Origin of the sequence: Neobacillus nitrireducens (genome assembly GCF_030915405.1) — a bacterium.
Taxonomy (GTDB): Bacteria; Bacillota; Bacilli; order Bacillales; family Cytobacillaceae; genus Neobacillus.
The window spans coordinates 94,743-120,275 of sequence record NZ_CP133262.1 but is presented as its reverse complement, the minus strand read 5'-3'; the positions used below and the strand labels follow the sequence as shown (position 1 = coordinate 120,275).

Here is a 25,533-nt window from a genome sequence, read left to right as displayed (position 1 = left end):
GTTAAATTAACGGTGATTAACCTTAATTATAAATGAAAAGTACGACTGGACAGCGTGTACTTGTCAATCCGGTCTCGGTTCGGTTCATACCCGATACCTGGATGCTTTGGAATTGTTATCATTCCATCTTCGACGATTACCTCGGGATCAATGATATCTTCCTTCCAGTAATGGGCAGACGCTGCTGTGTCACCCGGTAGTGTAAAATTAGAAAGACTAGTAATCGCAATATTATGTGCCCTTCCCACTCCGGACTCAAGCATGCCTCCACACCAGACAGAAATCCCGTTTGCCTCACATAAATCATGGATTTTTTTAGATTCTGTTAACCCTCCAACACGGCCAATTTTAATATTAATGATTTTACAACTGCCTAGTTGAATCGCCTTTCTCACATCTTCCACACTATGGATACTTTCATCCAAACAAATCGGTGTCTCCATTTGTGCTTGAAGCTGTGCATGATCGACGATGTCATCAAAGCCTAATGGCTGCTCAATCATCGTTAAATTAAATTGGTCCATTGCCTTGAGTGTATCAATATCTTCTAGGGTATAAGCTGTATTGGCATCAGCCATTAATGGAATATCTGGATAGTGTTTTCGTATCTCTGCTAAAATATTTAAGTCCCAACCCGGTTGAATTTTCACTTTAATGCGTTTGTAACCCTCTTGTAAATGACCCTCAATCAATGCCAACAATTCTTCGACTGTATCCTGGATTCCAATGCTAACCCCAACCTCAATCTTTTCTAATGTTCCCCCGAGCGCACTCGCAAGACTTACTCCTTGCTGTTTTGCGTAAGCATCCCAAATCGCTCCTTCTAGGGCAGCCTTTGCCATGTAATTCCCTCGGACATGAGAAAAAAGTTCAGAGACCTCATCTGGATGAGAAATTGGCTCCTTCAGAAGTAGAGGAATCAGAAAATCCTCCATCATATGCCAATTGGTTTTGACCGTTTCTTCTTTATATGTAGCATCAATGGCGGCCACAGATTCTGCCCAGCCTGTCATTCCATCCTTCGTTTTGACCTCGACCAGGATAAAATCTTTATCATATTCAGTCCCTACAGCTGTTGTAAAGGGATGTAAAAGATCCATTTTCATATGTCTTAACACGATTCGTTCGATTTCCATGCTAATTCTCCTTCACTCCGTTATGAAAGTTTCTTGTTAATACATAATGATGAAGAGTAGGATGGTCACTCTTCTTTACTGACGTAACCGCCCACCCTTTGCTTAAATAATGGGTAAAAACTTCACGTGTTTTCAGTCTCCATTCTAATGCGACCTCCAAATTTTTTGATTTAATCATCTGGAATTGATTAGGAACAGGAACATAGAGGAAATTTGCCTTCTCCTCGTAATTAAGATAAACATTCTTCGCCACCGGCAAGCCCTCAACATCCTCCTCGACATCAATCAAATGCGGAATTTCATGGATAACCATAGATTCTGACCTCAACCGGGACGTTTCTTCAGCAATATTCCATTCCACTAAAAATCGATCAGATGGCAAACCAGCATTAAGAATATCAGGCATTTCGCCGTAGCAGTTCTCAATATACTTCGTACAAACTCCGCCTAATTTACTTAAATTGAGATATCCATTGACAGTTTCCAGTGGATCATACGTCCACTCGATTCGTCGATAGCCCATTTTTAGCGCTTCTTCTCGCTGCGCTAATTTTAATTTTTCTCCAATCCCCATTTTTCGAAAATCTGGGTCGATTCCCATACTATGTGAACATAGGTACACATTTGTCCCATCAAATCCTGGAAAGCTATATTGAAATCCAATTAAACGCGCCCCAGAAAAAGCGCCAATTACCATCCCGCCATTTTTAACCACAGCAACGCTATGATTCACGGGGACCGGATCCTCATCGGCCCAAATCAAACTTTCTAAGTCTTTCACAGCAGTCAATTCCTCTGCTGAATATAACATACGTATTGTAATCGATTCTTGAAAATTCATTTTGAGTAACGATCCTCCTGCCACTTGATTAGATAACATTTTTAAGAAAGCTTTTTAAACGATTACTAGTAGGATTGCTAAACAGTTGGGCTGGAGCTCCCTGTTCTTCGATGATGCCGTCACACATATAAATGACACGATCGGCCACCTCTCTTGCAAACTTCATCTCATGAGTCACAATCAGCATCGTCATTCCCTCTTCTGCCAATCCCTTCATAACGTTGAGAACTTCACTTACCAGTTCTGGATCTAATGCGGAAGTCGGTTCATCAAACAGCATAATTTTTGGATTCATCGCCATTGCCCGAGCAATCGCGACACGCTGTTGTTGACCTCCGGAAAGTTTCCGTGGGTACACATCCTTTTTATCTTTAAGGCCCACCCTTTCGAGAAGAACTATTGCCTTTTCGACGGCTTCTGCTTTCGACTTCTTTAATGCTTGAATAGGCGCTTCGATAATGTTTTGTAAAACGGTCAAGTGCGGGAATAAGTTAAACTGTTGAAATACCATCCCCACTTCCCGCCTAATTTGTTGAATACTCCTTGGCGAATGGTTTAATTCCGTTCCATCAATGGAGATCCGGCCAGATGATAGGGTTTCGAGTCCATTCAGACAGCGAAGGAGAGTACTTTTCCCCGAACCACTTGAACCAATTAGGGCAACTACCTCGCCAGGATACACCTGTAAATTAATCCCTTTTAACACTTCCAGCTGGTTAAAGCTTTTATGAACATTTTCTATCTCAATAATAGGGTGAAGATGATCTTTCACTTTGTTTGACACGGTAGGTCCTCCCTTGACTAACGTTCGCTAATCGACAACTTAAATTCTATCTTTTTTAAGAATAATGAAAAAATTGTAGTCATTACTAAGTAAAGAATGGCAGCAGTAATATAGAATTCGATAAATGCATAGTTCGTCGAAGCAAATCTTTGTGAAGTCATCATCAATTCTGAAACGGTAACTAGCGAAGCGAGTGATGAATCTTTTAAGAGTGTAATAGACTCATTGCCAATCGCAGGGATGCTTACTCTTAAGGCCTGCGGGAGAATAATTCTTCGCATGATGGTTGGATAGCTCAATCCAAGTGACTGTGCTGCTTCCATTTGACCTTTCGGGATTGACAAAATCCCTCCTCTTAATATTTCGGCAATATAGGCTCCGGCATTTATCCCTAGCGCAAGCACAGAGGCAGTAAAGGGATCTAATTCAATTCCGATTTGCGGCAGTCCAAAGTAGACAAGGAATAATTGGACCAAAAGGGGGGTCCCTCTAAGGACCCAAATATAAAAGTCTGCGAACAATGACAAAATCTTAAACTTTGAAATTTTCATAATCACAATGATTATTTCCAAAATTAACCCTAGTACCAAGGAAAGAATCGAAATTTCAAGGGTCAATATTGATGCCTTGAGTAAAAATGGAATGTATTCAGTTACGAGAGAAAAGTCTAACATATTTTTAGCTCCTTATCGGATGTCTTTTCCAAACCATTTTTTACTAATTTCTTCATATTTACCGTCTTTTTGCATTTCGGCAATAATCTTATTGATTTCTTTGCGGAAATCCTTATCTTCTTTTCGAATCGTCATACCTGCTAATTCTGTGTTCAACAATCCGTCTACAGCAACTAAACTGTAATTCTGATCAAGAATAATTTTGGCTCCAACACCTTGGTCTGTGGATACACCGTCTAAACGGCCATTTACTAAGTCCTCAAAGGCAAGAAAATCATTTTTATAAAGTTTTACATCGGCCCCAGCCTTGGTAACTGCTTCGGCAGCAGTCGTTGAAATCGTCACACCAATTTTTTTACCCTTCATGTCTTTTGGTTCTTTAATGGAAGATTCTTTTGGAACAAACAACTGATTACCTGTCGTAAAATAAGGCTCGCTAAATGATACTTTCTTCTTCCTTTCCTCCGTAATCGCCATATCGGAAATGATGATATCAAACTTTTTACCTGTTAATGCAGGGATCATACTATCCCAAGGGTTAGCTACTAAAACCGCTTTAACACCGAGTCTTTTGGCCACTTCTTGGGCAATATCTGCATCAAAACCTTCTAACTCATTGCTTTTGTTAATGAAGTTGTATGGAGGATAAGCCCCTTCTAAAGCAATCTTCATTTCACCCTTATCTTTGATGGATTGAAGCGTATCACCGTTTGATGAACCACTCGTTTCTTTACTCCCACCACACGCTGACATGACCAAGACTAGACTTACAATAAACAATCTCACCATAAATTTTTTCATACAGAATCCCCCTTATTTTTTATTTTTTTGAAGCGGCCTCAAGGAGTAGACATGCTAATAATTTCGTTCCATATAAAAGCGCCTCTTGATTAAAGTGCATGTCCGGGTCGTGAAGTCCAGGACGCAAGTCACAGCCTAAACCAATCATGGTCGCCTTTACATCAGGATTTTGCAGGGTATAGAAATGAAAATCTTCGCCCCCTTGTGAAATACAGTTGTCGACTACATTTTCTTCTCCAAGAACTGTGACCGCGGTTCTCTTTGCTAGATTAATAGCTTCCCGATTTAATCTAGCTGCTGGAACAAATTCTTTTACGGTTCCGTTAATACGTGTCCCAGTCAAGGCACCTACCTTCCCTAGTAAATCCATTGTTCTAGACTGGAGCTCATCCATTGCTTCATTTGTTTTTGCCCGTAAGTCCAAAATAAAATTTGCAGTTTCTGGAATGACATTCGAGGAATCTCCACCAGCCTGTAAACTTGTCATTTTAATCGAAAAAGAAGCTGGATTTTTTAAGCGAATGTTTTGCAGGGCCTGGATTAAATAGGACGCAGCTTCGATTGGATTATTGCCATCTTGGGGTCTTGAAGCATGTGCTTGCTTCCCTATAATAGCCCCATAAATGGTAGCACACGAACTATGAATGATGGCTGGAGCTACTTTCCCCATCGGAACTTCCATCCACGGACGAAGGTGGACACCGAATAAGTAATCGACGCCGTCTAGCGCTCCTTCTTGCATCATTCGCAGTGCCCCCTCCCCCTTTTCCTCTGCTGGTTGAAAAATAAAACGGAATGGCTTGTTTTGTGCAGGTTTATTTGCAGCAATTGCCAAGGCTGTATGTAAAGCAATCGTGCTGTGAGCATCGTGTCCACAGGAATGATTGGGCTGGATGGTTCCTTTCACTTCTTGTAATATGGCATCCATATCAGCACGTAAGGCGACAATTTCATGGCCTTCTCCTGGAATATCAGCAACAATCCCATAATGTCCTTCGTAGGTTTTAAAGTTTATCCCTGCTTCTGTTAATGCTTTCTGTATATATTGTGAGGTCATCTGTTCCTGCCAGCTAGGTTCGGCCAATTGGTGCAGTTCAGTATAGGTCTTTCGAATCACTTGTTCCCTTTCGTTTATAAAATTGATAAGCTGGCTCATGTTGGAACTCCCTTCCTTATTTGTTCATTCAACAAAAACACCGTAGTTCGAATATAGTTCTTCTAATTTTTGTTGTCTGATTTGGATTTGCACTGAATCCTTCACATTCATCCCAGCAATGATATAATCCAACAAAATGATTGCAGGGGTGATAGAATGGGCAGCTGATTCAGAATCTTCTTCGGTTGTCAGTGTATAATCGGCCATTCGACCAAGCGGAGATAATAAACGATCAGTAACGCAAACCAATGGTACCCCTTGTTTTTTTGCACACTCTGCAATATGCAGGGTTTCCTTCGAATAACGAGGAAACGAGATAACAAATAGCACAGATTGATCACTCAAATCAGCTAAACGCTCATAGATTTCTCCTGTTGAGGGGCATAGTGTAACATGTTCCCGAAGTGTATGAAGCTGAAAAGAAAACCAGTGTGCTGGTGCATAGGATGCACCCATACCCAAAATGAAGATTCGATCTGCTTTGATTAATACATCAACAACCTTCCACAATTCAGTTTCATTGAGTTGATGATTGGTTTGCCGCTGAGATAGAATTTCCTTTTCCAAGAGTTCTGTGAATAGTGAGCTGTGTTCTTCTACTCGACTTTCGGTTTTCGGATCGGAGTTAAAGGGATGTAAACTTTTTTTTACGATTTGCTGTTGAATGTAATGCTGCATTTCACTGAATCCATTAAATCCCAACGCATAGGAAAGACGGATGACAGTAGTTTCACTAACTTCCACCTTTCGTCCAATCATCGTAGCAGTGGTAAACGCAGATTCATCTAGTTTTTCTATTAGATGTTTGGCCACTTTTTTTTGCCCTGGGGACAAAGTTTCATATTTTTCCTTAATAATCGTTTCAAAGCTCTTCATATGTTCCTCCTAATCGTGCAGGAAATCCTTCATAAAATAATTTTGTTGCAGGAACTTCTTTATTGTTTTTTATTATACATTATTTGTTGAATATTTAGAAATCTTTTTTATTAAAAATTTACTATTTTTATTACTGTGATATTGAAAACATTTAAAAATAAACAGAAACATGATTTATTTCACATACATTTCCATCTGAATAATTTAGAATATTCTTTAAAAATAGAAATCAGGTGAAGGCATGACTTTGATTAAAGGTTTTTCAGATGTTGAAATGTTTATAGATACGTTAAGCACTCTCGGTGTGAACTGCTTTTTTGGTTGTGATGACCATGAGTTTTTGCTTTCAAACGAAAATTCAACGGTCCGTTATGTCCGGCTCCAGCATGAGCAAGCTGCTGTCCATGCTGCGGATGGTTTCGCGCGTGCTACGGGCAGACCTGGTGTCGTCCTGCTAACCACTGCTTCTGGTATTACGAATAGCATTACCGGGATCGCAACTGCTTATAGTGACTCGGTGCCGGTAGTTATCATCGCAGGACAAATACAAAATAATTCGCTTCATAACCATCACGAAGCGTTTCATGACTTGGACATTTCTGGACTTACCACGGCAATAACAAAGCACACCTTAAAAATAAATACCATCGAATGCATCAAAGATGGCCTTAAACAGGCCCTATCGATTGCCGCTGATGGGAGACCTGGGCCTGTTTTGTTAGAACTTACAACAAATACCACTATAAATGAAGCGCAGAATCATCGTTTTGGACGAATCGCTAGTAAGAGTCGGTGCCAAGAAAATTCACTGAAAATGGCTATTGATTTAATTGAATCGGCAAGAAAGCCAGTGATTTTCATTGGGGGCGGGGTTATTGCTTCAGGAGCTGCGGATCCTTTAAGAGAAGTAATCAAGCAATCTCGAATTCCGGTTGTCAGTTCCCTTTTAGGGATTGGTGCGATGGAAGCAAGAAATCCGTTGTACCTAGGGATGCTCGGAATGCACGGAACCTTTGCCGCGAATAAAGCGGTCCATCATTGTGACCTTTTAGTTAGTATTGGGGTTCGTTTCAGTGACCGAGTAACAGGAAGAATCAGCGGTTTTTCACCCTCGTCGAAAAGGATTCATGTCGATATCGACCCCGCTGAAATTAATAAAATTATTTCTGTTGATGTGCCAATTGTCAGTGATGCAAAAGAATTTCTTCTTTCTTTGGAAAATCAATTAGATTATCCAAAGATTACTGCCAATACAGAAAGTTGGACTACTGAGGTGGTGGGATGGAAACGGACAGTCCCTCGGTTTGATCACTCCAACAGTGTGCTAAACCCTCAGACAGTTATTCGGATGTTAAGTGACCATTCCACTCAGGATACCGTTGTGGTTACGGATGTGGGCCAGCATCAAATATGGACGGCTCATCATTATGCTTTTACCCAGCCGCGGACATTGATTACATCGGGAGGGTTGGGGACGATGGGCTACGGTCTGCCTGCAGGGATTGGAGCAGCCGCCGCTTGCCCGGGAAGGTCGGTCATTTGTGTCTCTGGTGATGGCAGCTTTCAAATGAATCTACAAGAATTAATCACAGCTGTAAAGTATCAACTGCCGCTCAAAATCGCCATTTTGAATAATGGCTACCTTGGCATGGTGCGTCAATGGCAAGAACTGTTTTATCAGCGCCGTTACTCGGAGGTTAAAATGGGATCACCAAATTTCGCCCAGTTGGCTCAGGCCTATGGTGTTGCGGGATTTAGTGCCCAGACTGAGGAAGAAGCCAAACAGATCGTTTCGGAAGCATTTCAACATACCGGCCCCGTTCTGATGGAGTTTAATATTATGGAAGAAGAAAATGTGTATCCGATGGTGCCGCCTAACCATAATAACCATCAAACCATCCTCTCACGTTAAAAAAAACGCCAAACCATTGATATGATCCAACGGTTTGGCGTTTTTCACGTGATAAATAGTCTAATTTCAGACAGACTTTACAAAATCAATAAACGCATCTACTTTACTGTCTAAGAAACTAAGTGTTCCTTCATCAACCAACTTCCCAGTTTGTTCATCAAACTTCTGATTTGCCAAACCAATCAGTACCTCGTTTCCTCCAGGTGGAAGAATCTTAGCCTGAATACCAGGCGCTGCTAGAATTTCACGCAAATGCATTTGGGCACGGACGGTTCCAAGTAAACCAAGGGTCGCACCTAAAGCCATTACTGGTTTACCAATAAAAACCTTGTCCACCCTAGATGTCCAATCTAATGCGTTCTTTAAAACACCAGGAATGGACCAGTTGAACTCTGGTGTAATGATGAGCACCCCATCCGCACTTGCGATTGCAGCCTTAAAATCCTTGACAGATTGTGGTGGGTTGTTTTCCTCGTCCTGATCAAAATGAGGCAGAGAACGGATGTCGGCAATTTCAAGATTCATTTTGTCCTTGTAACGATCTTGTATTGTTTTAGCAAGCTTCATGTTAAACGATTCTTTTCTTAAACTACCTACAATTGTGACGATTTTCATGATGAACCTCCAAAGTATTGTTGATATTTTTGTCAAAAGCAATAGCATGTCGGTGTTGCCCATGTCCTAATTAATATCTGACACTATTTGGATTGTCAAATAATTTGCAATAACTCCGGCCCATTCGTTGAGCCGGAGTTTCTTACGTCCGCTTTAATTCTAGCCGCTTAGCCACTAGTGACAAAGTATAATTTACGATAAAGTACATCAACGCCACCATGATAAAGACAGGTATCACATACGATCCCTTTTGCGCGTAAATAATTTGTCCATTGTGCAATAAATCCGGTAAGGCGATAACCACAGCTAAAGATGTATCTTTTAGCAAAGAAATAAATTGACTCACCAGAGGAGGAACCATTCTTCTCAGTGCTTGGGGCAGGATGATATAACGTAAGGTCTGGATGTAGTTTAATCCAGAAGCACGTCCTGCTTCCATCTGTCCTTTTTCGATCGAGTTTAAACCGCTTCGGATAATTTCTGATATCATAGCAGATTCAAAAACCGTCAAGGCAGCGATTGCCGCTGATGTTATTTCCATTTCAATCCCTATTTCGGGCAATGCAAAATAAGTGAAAAAAATGATCAGCAACAAAGGAAGGTTACGAATTGTCTCAACGATTAAGGCTAGTAATTTCGAAACAACAGGAATTTTTGCATATCTGAGCGTCCCTATGAGACTGCCAATAATAAAACTAAGGACAATTGAAATGGCAGCAACCTTTAAGGTTACCCCAAATCCTTCTAGTAAAAATTTAAGATTGTCCGGTGTATATACTTCAATGAACGGTGCTAGAAACTCCATCTATGCACCTCCTTAATTACTTTTAGCCATGCGTTTTTCTAAAAATCCTACGCCAAGGCTTAAAGGTATCGTTAAAATTAAATAAAATAAGGCCACGAACACATAGGTATCAAATGTTATGTATGTTTTTGCCGAAATTAAATCTCCCTGATACATTAAATCCCCGCCTGCGACGACTGCTAATAAAGATGAATTTTTTACTAAATTGATAAATTGGTTGCCAAGAGGAGGGATGACAATCTTTATAGCTTGAGGGAGAATAACCATTCTCATTGCCTGGCCGTAACTCAATCCTGTGGACCGGGCGGATTCCATTTGTCCTTTTGGAACAGACATAATACCGGCACGTATGGCTTCGGCAATGAAAGCGGCTGTATAGATAGTTAAACCAATAGTTCCTGCTGTCATTCCACCAAAGTTCCCAGATAAATATGTAAAAAACACGATAACTAGTACAGGTATATTTCTGATAAATTCAATGTATACCGAACCCAGCCCGTTAAGAAGTTTAACTGGGGCAATTCGCATAACGGCAATAAGTGTTCCTAAAATAAAACTCGATAATAAAGCTATTAAACTGGAAATAATCGTTATTTTTAAACCTTCCAAAAATGAATCGATATTATTCGTTAGTATCGAGAAATCCAGCAAACGATCTCCTCCTAATTCATCAGAATGAGCAGGCCCGTCACCTTGAGGACAGACACTGCTCAACCTGACATGAAACCGGTTATAAATAATTAATTTTTAATCCATTTATCCTTAATTTCATCGTACTTCCCTGAATCCTTCAGACTTTTTAAAGCTTTATTCAACCCATCAACAAGCGCTTGATTGCCTTTTTTAACAGCTATTCCATAAGGCTCTTCTGTGAACGTTCCTCCGACTAGTTCAAATGACGGATCTTCTTCTGCCATCCCATACAGAATTGCATCATCTGTGGTCAGGGCGTCACCCTTTCCTGACTTTAAGGCTGTAAAAGCTTCTGCATAGTTTTCGAATTCAAGCACAGTTGTTTCAGGAGCTTTTTCACGGATATTTACTGATGAGGTCGAGCCTTTAACAGCAAGTACCTTCGTTCCCTTTTTTAAGTCTTCAATACTCTTAATCTTGCTGCCTTTTTTCACTAGCAATGATTGTCCGGCATCAAAATATACATCCGTAAAATCGACTTCTTTTTTACGTTCTTCGTTTATGGTCATCGTCGCGACAACAGCATCAACTTTCCCATTATTTAGAAGACCTACCCTTGTTTTCGATGTAACCTCCACATACTCAGGCTTAACATCTTTGCCAAACATTTCTTCAGCCAGTGCTTTAGAAAGATCAATATCAAATCCTTCCACCTCACCAGTTGAAGGATTTTTCAATCCAAACAAACGAGTGTCATGTTTTACACCAAACACAATTTTTTTATCTTCTTTAATCTGGGCGAGTACATCCTTGCTTCCTTCATTAGAAGCCTTGTTCCCGCCGCAACCTGCAAGCAATAATGCCGCCATTGTTGATACTAAAGCCATTTTTACGAGATTCTTTCTTTTGAACATTCCTTTACCTCCATTTAATGATTTAATATACGGCTGAGGAATAATCGAGCACGTTCTTCACGCGGGTTCTCATAAAATTCAGCCGGAATTGCTTCTTCTAATATTCGCCCCTCATCCATAAAAACGATTCGATCTGCAACTTCCCTGGCAAAGCCCATTTCGTGGGTCACCACGACCATCGTCATCCCTTCTTTGGCGAGTGCTTTCATTACATCTAATACCTCGCCGATCATTTCAGGATCGAGTGCTGAGGTTGGTTCATCGAAAAGCATGATTTCCGGTTTCATTGCAAGGCCGCGGGCGATGGCTACACGCTGCTGCTGACCACCCGAAAGCTGGGAAGGATAAGATTCGGCCTTATCTAATATGCCTACCTTTGCGAGATAATGCTTGGCAGTATCCTTAGCCTCTTTTTCGGATTGCCCCAATACTTTCATGGGAGCTAGAGTAATATTTTCAAGCACTGTTTTGTGGGGATACAAATAGAAATGCTGAAAAACCATGCCAATATTTCGCCTTAGCTTATTGATATCTGTTTTTTTATCCCCTACTGATATCTCATTTACGGTGAGTGTCCCGTCAGTGATTGTTTCAAGATGGTTGATACAGCGCAACAAGGTACTTTTTCCTGAACCGGAAGGACCTATTACGACGACTACTTCCCCTTGGTTGATTGTGAGATTAATATTCTTTAAGACATGAAAATCCCCATAGAATTTATTTACCTGCTTAAATTCAATCATTCCAGACCTCCTGATAAAAACCTATTAAATACACGAATTCCACTTTTGGAAATTTTCAGAATAAGTTAAATTATATTAATATGCTGTCGAATTGTCAAATAGTGACAATTTACCTAGTTTATTCCTGCATTAACCCTTTTTTGAAGTGGATTCATATTTTTATATCTTATGCACATGAAATTTCAGGCAAAACATACTACTATTCCGTAAAATTAGGTTAAATATGTAAAATATATAAGAATAATGTCACAGTCTGCCTAAGTCATTATCTAAAGGGGAATTTATCTTCTGAACCAGAATGGATTGACCGCCAGGAAACCATTTAACCGCTGAATAAACCCCCATCACCAGTATTCAAATTCATAGTATTCTAGGTGCCTAGGTTCTATTTAATTTTGCCTGTAAAATAAAAAGCGAGAACTTTCTTTCACATAAATTGACCCCAATTGATTCAAGCAGAGCATTTTTTAAAAGGTAGTTTCATACATAAGAGATATGTATTACTTACATGTTCTACAAAAGCTCACCAGGGAGGTTAATTATGATACAACAAACTGTAACAATTAACAGAAATGCAGGTTTATATGCTCAGCCGGTCAATAAATTAGTTCAGAATGCTTCGCGATTTAATGCAGATATTTTTCTTACTTACAAAGGACGAAAAGTCAATGTAAAATCAGTCCTCGGCGTGTTATCGTTAGCAATTCCCAAACGGGCAGAAATCATATTAGAGGCTTCCGGGGACGATGAAATAGAAGCACTTCAAGAGGTAATTCAAACGTTGGAAATGCTAGAGTAGGAGCTTTTTTAATAGAAACAAGGGGATTTTGTCGCTTTTCGATCTTTATGCGATCTCCTTGTTTCTAATTATTCACTTGCACTATTAATACTCTCCCATTTTTGTAGTTTTTTAGGATTAATGGGCGGATTCTCGCCTTCAATGAGCGGATTCCAGTATCCAATGAGCGAATTTTTACTTTCAATGAGCGAATCTTGGCATTCAATGAGCGAATAGTAGATTTGCCTAGCCTAGCATTCACACGTTCTATCAGCGAATGAGTTTTTTCGGGGATTCCAAAGAAAAAACGCCTAAAGGCGTTTAATAATTACACTTTGGACAAGGCTGAAGCCGGTCTTTCCCGTGTCCGCATTGTCTGCACTTGTCTGAGTATTGTTTACCATTTTTAAATTTCCATTGTTCATACGTGATGCCATGTGATCCTTTATCATTTAAATATTTGATATAATCATTCCCATAAGGATAAATCAACAATATCACCTCCAGTGCTCTCTATAAATGTATGCGCTTACATATATTAAAAACACTGAATTCCATAAAAAAAAAGTACCAGGCACCATCCATTTTCTGAAAGGCCCGTACACTCTGGATAAAAAATTAGAACCCACCGCTTTAGGTAGATCCTAATCCAATTTTACAAATAATAATTCTTCACTAATTCACCCATGACCCAGTTTGTTCTGGCACCCGAAACTCCACTGCTTGGGCACTGAGAACTACCAGTTGTTAAGTCTGCCACAATGGTTTCGACAAGGGGTTGATGGACGTGCTCCGGCGGTTCGAAACTCCATTGCTCCGTTCCACGTGTTGTTGTCAATACGATCGGATCGTTTCCGAAAGTGGAAAAGGTGATTTTCCCTTTGCTTCCCACGATTTCATTGACATCAACGTCTTCAAAAGCAGTAAAACACCAATTTCCAACACCATGGATACCAGATTCAAACCTATAAGTGCCTGTGACGATATCTTCGGCACGATAATAGTCCGCTTGATTCGAAGCAAAACCTTGCACAGAGGTAATCGGTCCGAGCAAAAAATCTAATATGTCAAGTGTATGGCTAGCTAAATCATAAAATAGTCCCCCGCCTGCCAATTCGGGTTGAACCCGCCAAGGTAAATTTTGCGGGTCCAATACATCCGGGGATGCCTTTTGATACTGCGTCGATGATACAAATCTAATATCTCCAACTTCCCCATTCTCCAACAGCTCTTTAATTTTTAAAAAGCGCTTCTGGGCCCTGCGGTAGTATGCAATATATAATGGCACTCCTGCCTCCTCGCAATTTGCGATCATTTCTTGGCACTCCGCGTAATTTCGTGCCATTGGCTTTTCTACATATACAGGTTTACCAGCCTTAGCTGCTTTCATTGTATATTCTTTATGTGATCCTGGCGGTGTGGCAATATAGATTACATCCACATTAGGATCATTAATCAGATCATCTGCACTATCATACCAGTTTGGGACATTGTGCCTTTTTGCGTAATCCTCGGCAAGTTTACCCGTTCTTCTCATCACCGCAACCAATTCAGAATGGTTAATTTTTTGAAAGGCCGGACCACTTTTCACTTCCGTTACATCACCGCATCCGATAATTCCCCAACGAACTTTTTCCAACTTCATCGCACTCTTCTCCTTTATTTGCCGCAGCACTTTTTATATTTTTTGCCGCTTCCGCACGGACATGGATCATTTCGACCTACTTTATTTTCCTTTAAGACAGGACCACTTTGTGGACTTCCCCCCTGTTTACTAACATTTCTAAATTCTATTTCTCTTTCTAGTGCTGCTAGTTTCCAATCCATTAATTCCGGATGCTGCTCGCCTAATATAGTGTAATAACTATAAACGGTCTGTTCAATATCGACTAGGCTTGAGAAGTATTCTTTTTTCATATGGTCGCTAATTTCTGGCAATGCCTCATTGGATAGCTGATGACAGAGAGCTTCAATTAAAATATCCTGATCTTGGAGTTCTTCCAAACTACGGTAAGCCTCTCTTAAAACCTCAACAGCATGATCAGATTTTATATTTTCGATAACAGAACTAGCATAAATAATCGAATCCGAATTTATTAAATAAGGCGCTACTGCTTTCACTACTTCATCCGATTGAAAACCAATTAATGCGGATGAAACTTCTTCTAACAAGATATCATAATCACGGTCCAAGAAACTTGCTACTAATGGAATATGCTTTTCTAGTTTCATTAATCCAATCATATAAACCGTAAGGATTCCATTAAATGTAAACCATTGTTCATTTAATTCCTCTTGAAGAATAATATCGATTTCTTCTTCTGTAATCCAGCCATTTTGGACGATACATGCAGCCAGTTTTTTTGCTTTTATGTAAACAGGATGTTGATAAGTTTCGGCATTGTCAAGGGTATGGATTGTTTTTAAAAACTCGTTGAAAACTTCATCCTCTGTCCCATTCATAATGAGTTCATATAATGACCAACTATCCTCACTAATGTATCCTTGGAGTGCCTCTTTATATTTTAATGCAAGCTCTGGGTCCATACGGTTTAATAAATTAACTGCTAAATGGTTCTTGGTCTTGTCCATCAAAGGGATATTTTCTAGCAGAACCTTGACAGCATTTTCATTAATTTTCATGTTTTCTACATAGATTAAAATAGAGGAGCGCTTGTCCTCGTTTTTAAAGGCTTCCTTCAATAATTCGATCGTCCATTCTTCTGGGACGTTGGGGTAATCGTGTAATGCATGCAGCACGGTTTCTTGGATTAAAACATCATTACTAACGATGTACGGTTTTATTTTTTCTAAAAAGTCCATAATATCAGTCCCTTCACCACTATTTCTCTTTCTTCATATTATATTTGATTTTTAGTGCATCACCAAAGGATTCTCTTCATTATCGAATAAAATGGTGTCAGGCACCAATACGAAAAAGTGCAAACTTCGTTTAATTTCGGGCGTTGCTGTCAGATAAATGGGATTAAATAGATAAAAATAAAGAAGCTTGAAATTCAAGCTTCTTTATTTTTTACTTCATAGGCCTATTTAGTTATTAAACAGCGACTGCTGATAATTTTTTTGCTGCTTCTTTTACTTTTTCTAGTCCTTCAGCGATAATCGTTTCGGCTTGTGCTGGCATTGCATTATGGCCTTCGATAATTACTTCATCGACGATTTCCATACCGAATACTAAACCGACAACGTTTCTGATATAAGAAGCGGCCATTTCCATTGGTGCTGCTTCTGGTGCTGAGTAAACGCCGCCGCGTGCATTTAGGATAATCGCTTTTTTGTGTGTCATTAATTGTACTGCTTGTCCATTTTCATCGTACTTGAAAGTGAAACCAGCTTGGTATACATAATCAATAAACGTTTGTAATGGTGCTGGGATGGTTAAGTTCCATAATGGGAATGCGAAAACTACTAAGTCAGCAGCTGTTAGGGCATCCATTGCTTTTTGTTTTGCAGCAAGAAGACGTTTTTCTAGATCCGTCATTTCTTCACCTGATTCTAATTTACCAAAAGCGTTGAATAAATCCTGGCCAAAGTATGGCATATCTTCAGCGAAAACATCGAAAGTAGTGACATTTACACCCTCTAAATTTTCCATAAAGGTTTCATACATCTTACTTGAAATAGCCTCTGAAGCTGGACGATTATTTGCTTTAACTACTAATACATTCATTTATATTATTCTCCTTTATTTACCTTTAATTTTATTATCTCCAAACCATTTATCTCGAATTAATAATATAATAATATACTATACTTGTCAATAGAACTCTATTAGGATATATTTCCACTTCTCCACTTCCAATATATATTATTCTATTAGAATAGATAATGATGTTTGCTCTAGAATATTTACGTTGACACTAGACCAGATAGAATATATAATTATCTCGAATTCGAGATAAAATCACACTTTAATTTTTCAATAGATGGGAGAGTATATTATGTTAAGAAAAATGGACAGTAAAACGATGGGTTCTAGTAATCACGGTTGGTTAAGAAGTAAATTTCACTTTTCATTTGCAGAATATTATAATCCAGAAAATATTCAATTCGGGGTTTTACGAGTAATCAACGATGATTTAATTAATCCCCAAACAGGATTTGGAACACATCCACATAAAAATATGGAAATTATATCCTATGTGGTGAATGGTGAATTGACTCATGGTGATAACATGGGCAATAAAAATACCATAACACGCGGACAAGTTCAATATATGAGTGCAGGAACAGGTGTGCTTCATAGTGAGCATAATTTAGGAGAAGATACATCAAGGTTTTTACAAATTTGGATTTTACCAGACAAATATGGTCATACACCAGCCTATGGTGATTTTAGATTTAATTGGGATGATCGAAAAGATAATTGGCTGCACATGGTTTCAAGATTAGACGGCGATGCTCCAATTAAAATTAACCAAGACGCAAATATTTACTCCTTGGAGTTGCAGCAAGGAAAGGAAATAAGCTTTCCGGTGAGTGTAGGTAGGCAGGCTTATTTAGTTCAAATTGAAGGAACTTCACTCATAAACGGTATAGAACTCTCTGATAGAGATGGATTAGAGGTTGTTGAAGAAGATATGACAATACGGGCCGAGAAAACGTCGCATATTTTGCTTATCGAAATGAAAAAAGCGAACTAGTTTGGGCAATAGAACAAAGTCTGATGGAATGAGGATCCCATCAGACTTTTATTTTCAGCTGATCAATTTTTTTAATGTATTCTTTATGGCCTGCTATAATTTTCGATACCATTGTGCTGCTGCCTCTACCTCTTGCATGGTTAATTGGTGACCTCGATTCTCCCAATGAATTTCTACCTTCGCATTAGCCTTTTCTAATAATGATTGTAAATCAGTTGATTCCGTTGGGGAGCATATGGGATCGTTCGTTCCCGCTGCAATAAACACCGTTTTCCCTGATAAATCAGGGAGATCCATTCCTCTTCTCGGTACCATTGGATGATGAAGGATCGCCCCTTTTAAAGCATGTTGATAATGAAATAATAGACTTGCCGCTATATTTGCTCCATTCGAATAACCAATTGCCATGATATTATCTCTGTCAAAGCCATACTTTTCCGCTGCTTCATCCAGAAACTCATTTAATTCTTTTGTTCGAAAAATAAGGTCTTCTTCATCAAAAACGCCTTCAGCTAATCTGCGGAAAAACCGTGGCATGCCATTTTCTAATACATTCCCGCGTACGCTAAGCACATTTGCCTCATCATCAATCATTCCTGCAAGTGGCAGCAAATCTAATTCATTGCCTCCCGTACCATGTAACAAAAATAGCGTTGGTTTTGTTGGATTTTTCCCCTTATTGAATATATGTTTCATTAGTAATTTCCCTCCAAACACTCGATATTTCTTTGTGCACCGTTTCCCATTGCTAAAATTTGATAATTGCCCACTGTTATCTTCATCTTTACTCTCCCTTTCAAAATGGGATTTTAAGAGTTATTTGGGCCTTTCGATTTCAAAAATTTCACCAATTTTGGCGTAATTATTCCCTGCTAATCGACTTACCGCTGCTAAACCACCTGGATCTATTCTTCCCTTTTCATAAATGTCACTTTCAATATGAAATTGAACGACTTTCCCGATAATAAAATCACACCCTGGTTTATCTTGGTCTCCCAATTCTAAGGTATGCTCTAAAGTACATTCCATTCGAACCTTGGCTTCTTTTACACCTGGTACAGAGATTTTCACGCTTTCGACTGGTGTTAAGTCAGCTAACTCAATTTCACTCTGATCAGGCGGAAGGCTTGCTGCTGTTTTATTTATTTTATCAACATTTTGTTCATCAACGATATGAATAACAAATTGCTTAGACTCGATGATGTTTCTTGCTGTATCCTTTTGTCTCCCCCCAGAGCGTTGAATAGATAGGGAGATCATCGGGGGGTTAGATGACACGATATTAAAATAACTAAAAGGCGCACCATTTAAAACGCCCTGTTTTGAAATCGTAGTGACAAATGCAATCGGTCTAGGTATGATACTTCCTATTAAAAACTTATAATTTTCTCTTTCAGACATTAAGGCTGGATCAATTGAAAGCAAAGAAATCATTCCTTTTCCTATAATCAGTCCTGTTTTATTATGATGTCATAAAATTGATTAAATTATTGATAATATTTATAAATCAAGAATCTTGAATTCGTGATATTTTTGTGATTTAAAGGCGTTAGCCTCCTTTAGAAATCAGGAAGTAACGCCCTTATGTTTTCTATTAATTATTAGACAGTTTTCCAGTCAGCGGCAAACTTCTCTAAACCTTGGTCTGTTAAAGGGTGTTTTGATAATTGCTCAATTACCTTGAATGGAATAGTTGCGATATGAGCTCCAGCCATTGCTACACGAGTCACATGATCTGGGTGGCGAACAGATGCTGCAATAATTTGTGAATCTAATTTTTGAACCTGGAACATCTTAGCGATTTTTGCTACTAATTCTACACCATCTTCGTTAATATCATCCAAACGACCTAAGAATGGGGAAACATAAGTAGCTCCTGCACGAGCAGCCAGTAATGCCTGGTTCACACTAAAAATGAGCGTAACATTCGTTTTAACACCTTTTTTTGTTAAATAGCGGCAAGCTTCTAGTCCATCTAAGTTCATTGGAAGTTTAATGGTAATATTTTTATCACCGCCGTTAATTTTAATGAGTTCGTCTGCTTCAGCAATCATTTGTTCTGCTGTCAAAGCATTTGGTGTTACTTCGGCAGAAACAGATTCAACCTCTGGTACGGCATTTAAAATTTCCGCAATACGATCTTCGAATTTCACGCCTTCTTTTGCGACTAAAGATGGGTTAGTTGTTACACCTGATAATACGCCAATTTTATAGGCTTTTTTAATTTCCTCTAAGTTTGCAGTATCGATAAAAAATTTCATAGTAAAATTCCTCCAAAATATTTATTTTTTCAACAGCGTGTCCGCAATATTCATGGAGCGGGCGTATAAATAGTGAAATAGCAATAACTATGTTGCTGTTTTAAGATCTAAAGCTGCATCTACTTATTTTATATGTTTTCCCTCAAAGATTTCAATATTTTGTTATATTTTTCTAACAAATCTTTTTAAGATGGATATAAAATCCTTTAGTAGTCTTTTCTAGATTTTAAATATTAAAACTGGATTTTTTATTTGCGTGTCTTTTTTACACTTTACCTAACCATATTATAACTTTCCGACAAAATCCGTCAATAAATATATCTTGAATTACATGTATTATTATTTTTTGAATAATTCATGACACAAGTTGAGACCTTCTTATATGTTTCGTCCCCATCATTTTTCTATGTTGATTAACGCTTCCGAAAACCTTTCGACCCCTTCATGGATGGAACTTGTTTCCACCCTGCCATATGTAAAACGCTGACTCCCCTTTTCTGAACCTAATATCCCTCCCGGAACAAATTGAATCCCCTTTCTAATTGATTCCTCAAGTAACTTTTGTTCATCTACAGGCTCATTTAATTTGCACCACAGATGGATTCCGCCATTTGGAATAGAGAAGGAAATTTTGTCATCCAATAATTGTTTAAGGCTTGAAACAATCTGATCTCTCCTTAGTTTCAGCTGCTTTCTTAAAAAATGAATATGCGGATGGAAGTACTCGGAACCGAGAAATTGATTCGCTACCCATTGGGGAAAAATACTGTGTCCAAAGTCCACTTGTTGTTTGGCGTCAGCAAGCCGTTGGACGACCTTTGCAGGACCTATTACCCAACCGATGCGCAACCCGGAAGCAATAATTTTGGACAAAGAACTTATATAGAGAACATTTCCGTTATCATCCATTGATTTTAAAGTTGAATTTACCACTCCATCAAAGGAGGTTAAACTATAGGGGTCATCTTCAATAATCGGGATACCGTATTCAGCCGAGAGGTTGAAAATTTGTTTTCGTCTTTCCATTGAAAGAACTGTTCCGGTTGGATTTTGATAGTCAGGGTTTAAAAAAATCATTCTAATCCGATGTTTCTTATGAAAATGAACAAGGTCATCGGGATTGACTCCATGTGAATCGACAGGTAATCGATAGATTTTTAAACCAGCCGTATGGAAAATTGGAAGTGAATAGCAATAGGAAGGATCCTCAATCGCAACAGCGTCACCAGGTTTAAGTAGGCATTGAACGATTAAATGGAGAGCTTGCTGGGCACCGGATGTAATTAGAATCAAAGAAGAATCTGTATTTATATTCTTATACTCCTTCACATGCGTAGCAATCGTATCTCTTAGTTCTTCACTCCCCTGTGGATCGTCATATCCAAGATAGCCTGTAAAGGGGCGCTCGGACAGGATACGTTGAAATTGCTCATTTGGGAATAGACTTGGTGACAATTCACCGCTTGCCATATTAATAAGATCATTTTCCTGTGTTTCCTTACGAATTCTTTGAACAACAGGAAGGTTGGGAAGAAATGAGCCTCGCTCCAAATATCTGCTCCAGTTTGGAATACGTCTATGCTCGAGTCCCCAGATATCTGTACTGACAATGGTTCCACTCCCTTTTTTTCTCTCCACAATCCCCATTGACTGTAATTCTTCATATGCTGCTACCACTGTACTGCGATTCACATGAAGCATTTCAGCCAAGGTCCGTTCTGAAGGTAACATCGTCTCCGGTGAATATAGGCCTGTGGAAATACCTTGTTCAATGTAATCGGCAATTTGTTTATAAATTGGTCTTTTATTTGTTCGATCTGGTTTCCAGTTCACAATTTCCTCTCCTCTCCAATTAATTGGGACCTACTATGATAAATAAGTGGATGGTCAATTTTTTTAGTAATTGGATGGTCATTTTTTATCATTTTAACCTTAAAATAGAATTTATACTTTGTCTAAAGCAAATAAATAATTTTATCATATATGTGAGGATGAAAAAAATGAAGATCGGTATGGCACTTATTATTATCGTTTTAATAGCAGCCCTTGTTGGTACGCTTGCGCTCTTGGGGAAACCAGATGAAAACTATAAAAGCTCCGCAAAACAAAACACAATAAGGTTGACAGCAATTTATGTGATCGTTATCTTAGGTGCAATCGGAGGATTAGCTTGGTATATCAGTATGAACTAATATTCCTATCGTAGAACACACATAATAAGCTTAAAAAGGTGTGTTGTTCTGTGGATTTCCCTACTATAAAAACGAACTTTTGGGATGCGATTTTTGCAATCCCCATCATAATATTGTTAACTCAACTAATAAAGGTGTATTTTGTATTACCAAAATGGTTTGTACCAACGATTGCACTTTTATTTGGACTAGGTATTTCCATTTTTATCAGTCACAAGCACAACACACTTGGCGGTATATTTATGGGCTGGTTTTACGGCTATGCAGCGATCGGGTCATATGCTTCGTTAAAAACAAGTATTATTGCTTATCGGAATAAACGAAGTAAAAAGTAGTCCAGAGAAAAAGAACTTACCATACTGGTTAAGCCCTTTTTCACGAGCACTTTAATACTAAAAAACTGACCCATAAAGTATACTAAAGATATAAATTAGTCATCTGTAGAAGGAGCATACTTCATGGGTTTTATTGTTTATTTTATTCTAATCATGATCATACCACTATTCGTGCAAATGTACTTACGAAATACCTATTCTAAATTTTTAAAAGTGGGAGCCTCCTCTGGATTGACCGGGGCCCAAGCAGCTAGAAGAATCTTGGATCAAAATGGTTTATACGATGTTACGGTCGAAGAAGTGAGAGGTCACTTATCTGACCACTATGACCCAAGAAGTAGAAGTGTGAGATTATCTTCAACAAACTACCATGGTACATCCATTGCTTCGGTATCCGTTGCGATTCACGAGGTTGGACACTGTCTACAGCAAAAGGACAGATATGTTCCTTTACGCGTAAGACATGCCTTAGTGCCTGTGGCTAATATTGGCTCGAATTTTTCGTTCATACTAATTTTAATTGGCATTCTTCTTTCATCTGCCAACTTTTTATTACTAGGTATACTTGCAATGGGCGCTGCAGTGCTCTTTCAAGTCGTTACCTTACCAGTTGAATTCAATGCAAGTTCTAGAGCATTGAATGTAATGATTGGTTCTGGTCTTATTAGGAATGAAGAGGAATATCGAGCAAAGAAAGTACTAAATGCTGCAGCATTAACCTATGTAGCTGCGACAGTGGTCGCAATTGCTGAGTTACTTCGTTTTGTTCTCATGTTTACTGGAATGCAAAATAACGATGACTAATTTACAATAAGACTCCCTGTATCGGGGTCTTATTTTTTCTCTTACATGATATACTTTGCTATAGAAATACTGTGAATGAATATTGGGAGTGTGTTTTATGAATTATAAAGTTGTCATCTTAGATATAGACGGAACCATCCTCCCGCATGGTAAAACACTTAGTCATGCCACAAAGGATGCCATTCAGCGCTTAAAAGAGAAACAGATGAAAGTGGTAATTGCTACCGGAAGAGCACCATATTTTACAGAGTCGATTATTCAAGATACCGGGGTCGATTCTATGGTCTTTTTTAATGGCGCCTTTGCCTTCCATGAAGGAAAAGAAATATACAAGAATTCCATTGAGAAGCATGTACTAGAAAAAGTCCATCAATTATCCAATGACTTTCATCACCCTCTTACTTTTTTAGGCGATACCAGCTTTAGAGTTACACATTTAGATCATCCCTTCGTCTTAGAAGCGTATCAGCATGATCCATGGAAACCGGAGCTTGCCCCGCCGCAATTTTGGAAAGACCAGGATATTTATCAAATCTTCCTTCATTGTGATCTGGAGGAGGAGTCATCCTATCAGACAAAGGTTCCAGAACTGGATTTTCGCAGATGGAGTTCAGGGGCACGCACCTGTGATGTGAATCTGTCCAAATCAAACAAAGCTGTGGGACTTAGTAAATTATTAGAAAAGCTTGGAGTTGCCCCAGATGAGGCGGTTGCTTTTGGGGATGGTTTAAATGATATGGAAATGCTATCACTGGTAGGAATGGGAGTCGCCATGGGAAATGCACGTGATGAGTTGAAAGCAGTGGCCAATATGGTAACACTCTCTGCCGAAGAAGATGGTGTCCGCTATGGATTAGAGCGTCTCGGTTTAATTTAAACAGAGGGCTCTTGTCTGTGTTGCCTAATGACATTGTAATTTTCAGTCATGAAATATTGGATGGGTTTATTACTGTTTAACTGAGAAATAAGTAAAAATAAAAGCTTGTAGGATTTGGTCCATTTATAGGACTTAGTTCTACAAGCTTTTTTATATGTATGGATCGCCTTCGTAATTTTACATCCATCCTTCTGCAATCGTACTGTTATCAGCAATCGTGAAGGCTGCATTAGTGATGGCTTGTGCTAATGTTTCGCCCGTTTCACATATGTTATTAAAGCAAACTTCAGAAACCCCATTCGTTGTATAAGTAAAGCCGAAATCTTTTAATTTTTCTACGATGAGCATCGCATGGTCAAGATTTTGTTCAGGTTGAAAATCAGTTACTGGAATGAATGTCCCCTTTTCAAAATCAAACCATCTGTCCCACCTATTTAACTTCCAACCTAGTATTCTCCGAGCGATAATTTCTACTTGGTTCATGGCCTATTAACTCCTTCTCTCTTGATTTTTTTATTCTACCATTTTCATCGGCCCGGTCCTATCAAATCATCTTCAATTTAATGACACTTCCAGAAAATTAATGGCCTTCGCTATTACACAATTCCCTTCAACGATTCCATCACTCGATCAAGCTCTTCTTTCGTCGTATACCTGCCTAAACTAAAGCGAATTGCACCCATTCCTACCTCTTCAGGAACATCCATTTCTTTTAAGACGGGTGATAGTTCAATACTGCCGGCATGACAGGCCGATCCAGTTGACGCTGCTAACTGAGGGATGGAATCTAACAGTTCTTGACCTATTCTTCTGACAAAACTGATATTTAATGTATTGGGCAGACGGTCTTCCGGGTGCCCATTCAAAACGACTTGATCCCCGAAGGCATCATTTAGTCGATTCCAAAAATAATCGGTTAAATCTTTTATTCCAGTATTCCCCACCTGTTGCTTAGCAATTTCACAAGCCGTTCCTAAGCCCACTGCTAATAACGTATTTTCAGTACCGGCACGAAGTCCAAACTCATGCCCCGCTCCATGGATAAGCGGTTCCAAATGGATTCCCTCTCTTATATACAGTGCCCCAATTCCCTTTGGTGCGTAGAGCTTATGGCCGGCAATCGTAAGCATATCTACTTTCAAATCGCCCACATTCACCGGGACCTTACCGACCGATTGGGAAGCATCCGTATGGAAAGTAATCCCATGTTCTTGAGCGATTTCCCCAATCTCTTTGATGGGCTGCAAGGTACCTGTTTCGTTGTTGGAATGCATAATCGAAATCAAGATTGTTTCCTTTGTGATCGCTTTTTTTATTGTTTCTAGTGAAACTTTCCCATCCCGATCCACGTCTACATATGTGACCTTTGCCCCAATTTGTTCAAGAAATTTGCAAGGATTGATAATCGCAGGATGTTCAATTTTAGAAGTAATGATATGATTGCCTTTATGTCGATTTTTAAAATAAAAACCTTTTAACGCAAGGTTATTGGCTTCGCTGCCACCACTTGTAAAAATTACTTCTCTTGGGGTACAGCCAATTAATTCCGCCACCTGTGCTCTGGCTTGATGTAATAATTCCTTCACGGGTAGCCCTGCCCAATGTAAGGCTGATGGATTCCCAAAAAAATGATCTAACAGCGGTTTCATTGCCTCGGCGACTTCAGGAGCAATCGGTGTACTAGCATTGTAATCCAGATAAATTTTTTCCATCAATTGAATCATTCCTTTCC

Annotated in this window: 30 protein-coding genes; 7 read left to right on the top strand and 23 right to left on the bottom strand. The window is 39.1% G+C overall.

The annotated features are described in order from the left end of the window. Positions 1-26: 26 nt before the first annotated feature. The 7 genes from menC to RCG22_RS00595 are packed head-to-tail and all read right to left on the bottom strand — an operon-like array spanning position 27 to position 6,268. Complete coding sequence (gene menC / locus RCG22_RS00625) at positions 27-1,136, bottom strand: o-succinylbenzoate synthase (RefSeq protein WP_308105259.1); 1,110 nt, start codon at positions 1,134-1,136, stop codon at positions 27-29. 1 nt (position 1,137) lies between these two features. Continuing rightward, positions 1,138-1,977 carry a GNAT family N-acetyltransferase gene (locus RCG22_RS00620; RefSeq protein ID WP_308105258.1) on the bottom strand — a complete coding sequence of 280 codons (840 nt, stop codon included), beginning with the start codon at positions 1,975-1,977 and terminating at the stop codon, positions 1,138-1,140. A gap of 28 nt (positions 1,978-2,005) precedes the next feature. Then, positions 2,006-2,728, bottom strand: a complete 723-nt coding sequence (locus tag RCG22_RS00615) for an amino acid ABC transporter ATP-binding protein (RefSeq protein WP_308107056.1) — start codon at positions 2,726-2,728, stop codon at positions 2,006-2,008. A 50-nt stretch (positions 2,729-2,778) separates the two neighbouring features. Beyond that, entirely contained in the window at positions 2,779-3,435 is a 657-nt protein-coding gene (locus RCG22_RS00610) for an amino acid ABC transporter permease (RefSeq protein ID WP_308105257.1), read from the bottom strand. Positions 3,436-3,447: 12 nt separating this feature from the next. After that, positions 3,448-4,236 (bottom strand): transporter substrate-binding domain-containing protein, encoded by a 789-nt coding sequence (locus tag RCG22_RS00605; protein ID WP_308105256.1) that lies wholly within the window; start codon positions 4,234-4,236, stop codon positions 3,448-3,450. A gap of 19 nt (positions 4,237-4,255) precedes the next feature. Continuing rightward, positions 4,256-5,392, bottom strand: a complete 1,137-nt coding sequence (locus RCG22_RS00600; protein ID WP_308105255.1) for an amidohydrolase — start codon at positions 5,390-5,392, stop codon at positions 4,256-4,258. A gap of 24 nt (positions 5,393-5,416) precedes the next feature. After that, positions 5,417-6,268 carry a MurR/RpiR family transcriptional regulator gene (locus RCG22_RS00595; protein WP_308105254.1) on the bottom strand — a complete coding sequence of 284 codons (852 nt, stop codon included), beginning with the start codon at positions 6,266-6,268 and terminating at the stop codon, positions 5,417-5,419. Between the two features lie 241 nt (positions 6,269-6,509). Here RCG22_RS00595 and ilvB point away from each other — a divergent pair, with 241 nt between their 5' ends. Next, positions 6,510-8,180, top strand: a complete 1,671-nt coding sequence (gene ilvB / locus RCG22_RS00590) for a biosynthetic-type acetolactate synthase large subunit (protein ID WP_308105253.1) — start codon at positions 6,510-6,512, stop codon at positions 8,178-8,180. Between the two features lie 66 nt (positions 8,181-8,246). On the opposite strand, the gene RCG22_RS00585 is transcribed toward ilvB, so the two are convergent. The 5 genes from RCG22_RS00585 to RCG22_RS00565 form a co-directional block, all read right to left on the bottom strand. After that, positions 8,247-8,795: an NADPH-dependent FMN reductase gene (locus tag RCG22_RS00585; protein WP_308105252.1), complete on the bottom strand. Its 549-nt coding sequence runs from the start codon at positions 8,793-8,795 to the stop codon at positions 8,247-8,249. A 142-nt stretch (positions 8,796-8,937) separates the two neighbouring features. Continuing rightward, complete coding sequence (locus tag RCG22_RS00580) at positions 8,938-9,600, bottom strand: amino acid ABC transporter permease (protein ID WP_308105251.1); 663 nt, start codon at positions 9,598-9,600, stop codon at positions 8,938-8,940. 12 nt (positions 9,601-9,612) lie between these two features. Continuing rightward, on the bottom strand, positions 9,613-10,251 hold the full coding sequence (locus tag RCG22_RS00575; protein ID WP_308105250.1) for an amino acid ABC transporter permease: 639 nt from the start codon (positions 10,249-10,251) through the stop codon (positions 9,613-9,615). 89 nt (positions 10,252-10,340) lie between these two features. Beyond that, positions 10,341-11,147, bottom strand: coding sequence for a transporter substrate-binding domain-containing protein (locus RCG22_RS00570; protein WP_308105249.1), 807 nt, complete (start codon positions 11,145-11,147; stop codon positions 10,341-10,343). Between the two features lie 14 nt (positions 11,148-11,161). Continuing rightward, the gene (locus RCG22_RS00565) at positions 11,162-11,890 is read right to left on the bottom strand and encodes an amino acid ABC transporter ATP-binding protein (RefSeq protein WP_308105248.1); all 729 of its coding nucleotides are present in this window, start codon (positions 11,888-11,890) and stop codon (positions 11,162-11,164) included. Between the two features lie 541 nt (positions 11,891-12,431). Here RCG22_RS00565 and RCG22_RS00560 point away from each other — a divergent pair. Then, entirely contained in the window at positions 12,432-12,689 is a 258-nt protein-coding gene (locus RCG22_RS00560) for an HPr family phosphocarrier protein (protein ID WP_308105247.1), read from the top strand. A 64-nt stretch (positions 12,690-12,753) separates the two neighbouring features. Here RCG22_RS00560 and RCG22_RS00555 read toward each other — a convergent pair whose 3' ends face one another. The 5 genes from RCG22_RS00555 to RCG22_RS00535 all read right to left on the bottom strand — a co-directional run bounded on the left by RCG22_RS00555 (position 12,754) and on the right by RCG22_RS00535 (position 16,359). Then, the gene (locus tag RCG22_RS00555) at positions 12,754-12,930 is read right to left on the bottom strand and encodes a hypothetical protein (protein WP_308105246.1); all 177 of its coding nucleotides are present in this window, start codon (positions 12,928-12,930) and stop codon (positions 12,754-12,756) included. Between the two features lie 49 nt (positions 12,931-12,979). Beyond that, positions 12,980-13,120, bottom strand: coding sequence for a hypothetical protein (locus RCG22_RS00550; RefSeq protein ID WP_308105245.1), 141 nt, complete (start codon positions 13,118-13,120; stop codon positions 12,980-12,982). 203 nt (positions 13,121-13,323) lie between these two features. Then, complete coding sequence (locus RCG22_RS00545; RefSeq protein ID WP_308105244.1) at positions 13,324-14,313, bottom strand: Gfo/Idh/MocA family protein; 990 nt, start codon at positions 14,311-14,313, stop codon at positions 13,324-13,326. Between the two features lie 14 nt (positions 14,314-14,327). Beyond that, positions 14,328-15,491 (bottom strand): YecA family protein, encoded by a 1,164-nt coding sequence (locus RCG22_RS00540; RefSeq protein ID WP_308105243.1) that lies wholly within the window; start codon positions 15,489-15,491, stop codon positions 14,328-14,330. A 235-nt stretch (positions 15,492-15,726) separates the two neighbouring features. Continuing rightward, a complete protein-coding gene (locus RCG22_RS00535; RefSeq protein WP_308105242.1) occupies positions 15,727-16,359 on the bottom strand; it encodes an FMN-dependent NADH-azoreductase in 633 nt (210 codons plus the stop codon). Between the two features lie 271 nt (positions 16,360-16,630). Here RCG22_RS00535 and RCG22_RS00530 point away from each other — a divergent pair, with 271 nt between their 5' ends. Continuing rightward, complete coding sequence (locus RCG22_RS00530; protein WP_308105241.1) at positions 16,631-17,332, top strand: pirin family protein; 702 nt, start codon at positions 16,631-16,633, stop codon at positions 17,330-17,332. Positions 17,333-17,425: 93 nt separating this feature from the next. Here RCG22_RS00530 and RCG22_RS00525 read toward each other — a convergent pair whose 3' ends face one another. The 4 genes from RCG22_RS00525 to pdxR form a co-directional block, all read right to left on the bottom strand. Continuing rightward, a complete protein-coding gene (locus tag RCG22_RS00525; protein WP_308105240.1) occupies positions 17,426-18,028 on the bottom strand; it encodes an alpha/beta hydrolase in 603 nt (200 codons plus the stop codon). A 120-nt stretch (positions 18,029-18,148) separates the two neighbouring features. Continuing rightward, positions 18,149-18,757: a flavin reductase family protein gene (locus RCG22_RS00520; RefSeq protein ID WP_308105239.1), complete on the bottom strand. Its 609-nt coding sequence runs from the start codon at positions 18,755-18,757 to the stop codon at positions 18,149-18,151. Between the two features lie 176 nt (positions 18,758-18,933). Beyond that, positions 18,934-19,593, bottom strand: coding sequence for a fructose-6-phosphate aldolase (fsa, locus tag RCG22_RS00515; protein WP_066256019.1), 660 nt, complete (start codon positions 19,591-19,593; stop codon positions 18,934-18,936). Positions 19,594-19,989: 396 nt separating this feature from the next. After that, positions 19,990-21,426 carry a MocR-like pyridoxine biosynthesis transcription factor PdxR gene (gene pdxR, locus RCG22_RS00510; protein ID WP_308105238.1) on the bottom strand — a complete coding sequence of 479 codons (1,437 nt, stop codon included), beginning with the start codon at positions 21,424-21,426 and terminating at the stop codon, positions 19,990-19,992. A gap of 167 nt (positions 21,427-21,593) precedes the next feature. Between pdxR and RCG22_RS00505 the strand changes: the two genes are divergently transcribed. The 4 genes from RCG22_RS00505 (at position 21,594) to RCG22_RS00490 (ending at position 23,801) form a co-directional block, all read left to right on the top strand. Continuing rightward, entirely contained in the window at positions 21,594-21,785 is a 192-nt protein-coding gene (locus tag RCG22_RS00505; protein ID WP_098261865.1) for a hypothetical protein, read from the top strand. Positions 21,786-21,835: 50 nt separating this feature from the next. Then, entirely contained in the window at positions 21,836-22,120 is a 285-nt protein-coding gene (locus tag RCG22_RS00500) for a hypothetical protein (protein ID WP_308105237.1), read from the top strand. 123 nt (positions 22,121-22,243) lie between these two features. After that, on the top strand, positions 22,244-22,924 hold the full coding sequence (locus tag RCG22_RS00495; RefSeq protein WP_308105236.1) for a zinc metallopeptidase: 681 nt from the start codon (positions 22,244-22,246) through the stop codon (positions 22,922-22,924). Between the two features lie 97 nt (positions 22,925-23,021). Further along, a complete protein-coding gene (locus tag RCG22_RS00490; RefSeq protein WP_308105235.1) occupies positions 23,022-23,801 on the top strand; it encodes a Cof-type HAD-IIB family hydrolase in 780 nt (259 codons plus the stop codon). 177 nt (positions 23,802-23,978) lie between these two features. On the opposite strand, the gene RCG22_RS00485 is transcribed toward RCG22_RS00490, so the two are convergent. Both RCG22_RS00485 and RCG22_RS00480 read right to left on the bottom strand, forming a co-directional pair. Next, positions 23,979-24,284 (bottom strand): BC1872 family protein, encoded by a 306-nt coding sequence (locus RCG22_RS00485; protein ID WP_166257928.1) that lies wholly within the window; start codon positions 24,282-24,284, stop codon positions 23,979-23,981. A gap of 113 nt (positions 24,285-24,397) precedes the next feature. Continuing rightward, the gene (locus RCG22_RS00480) at positions 24,398-25,525 is read right to left on the bottom strand and encodes a cysteine desulfurase family protein (RefSeq protein ID WP_374049412.1); all 1,128 of its coding nucleotides are present in this window, start codon (positions 25,523-25,525) and stop codon (positions 24,398-24,400) included. Positions 25,526-25,533: the final 8 nt, after the last annotated feature.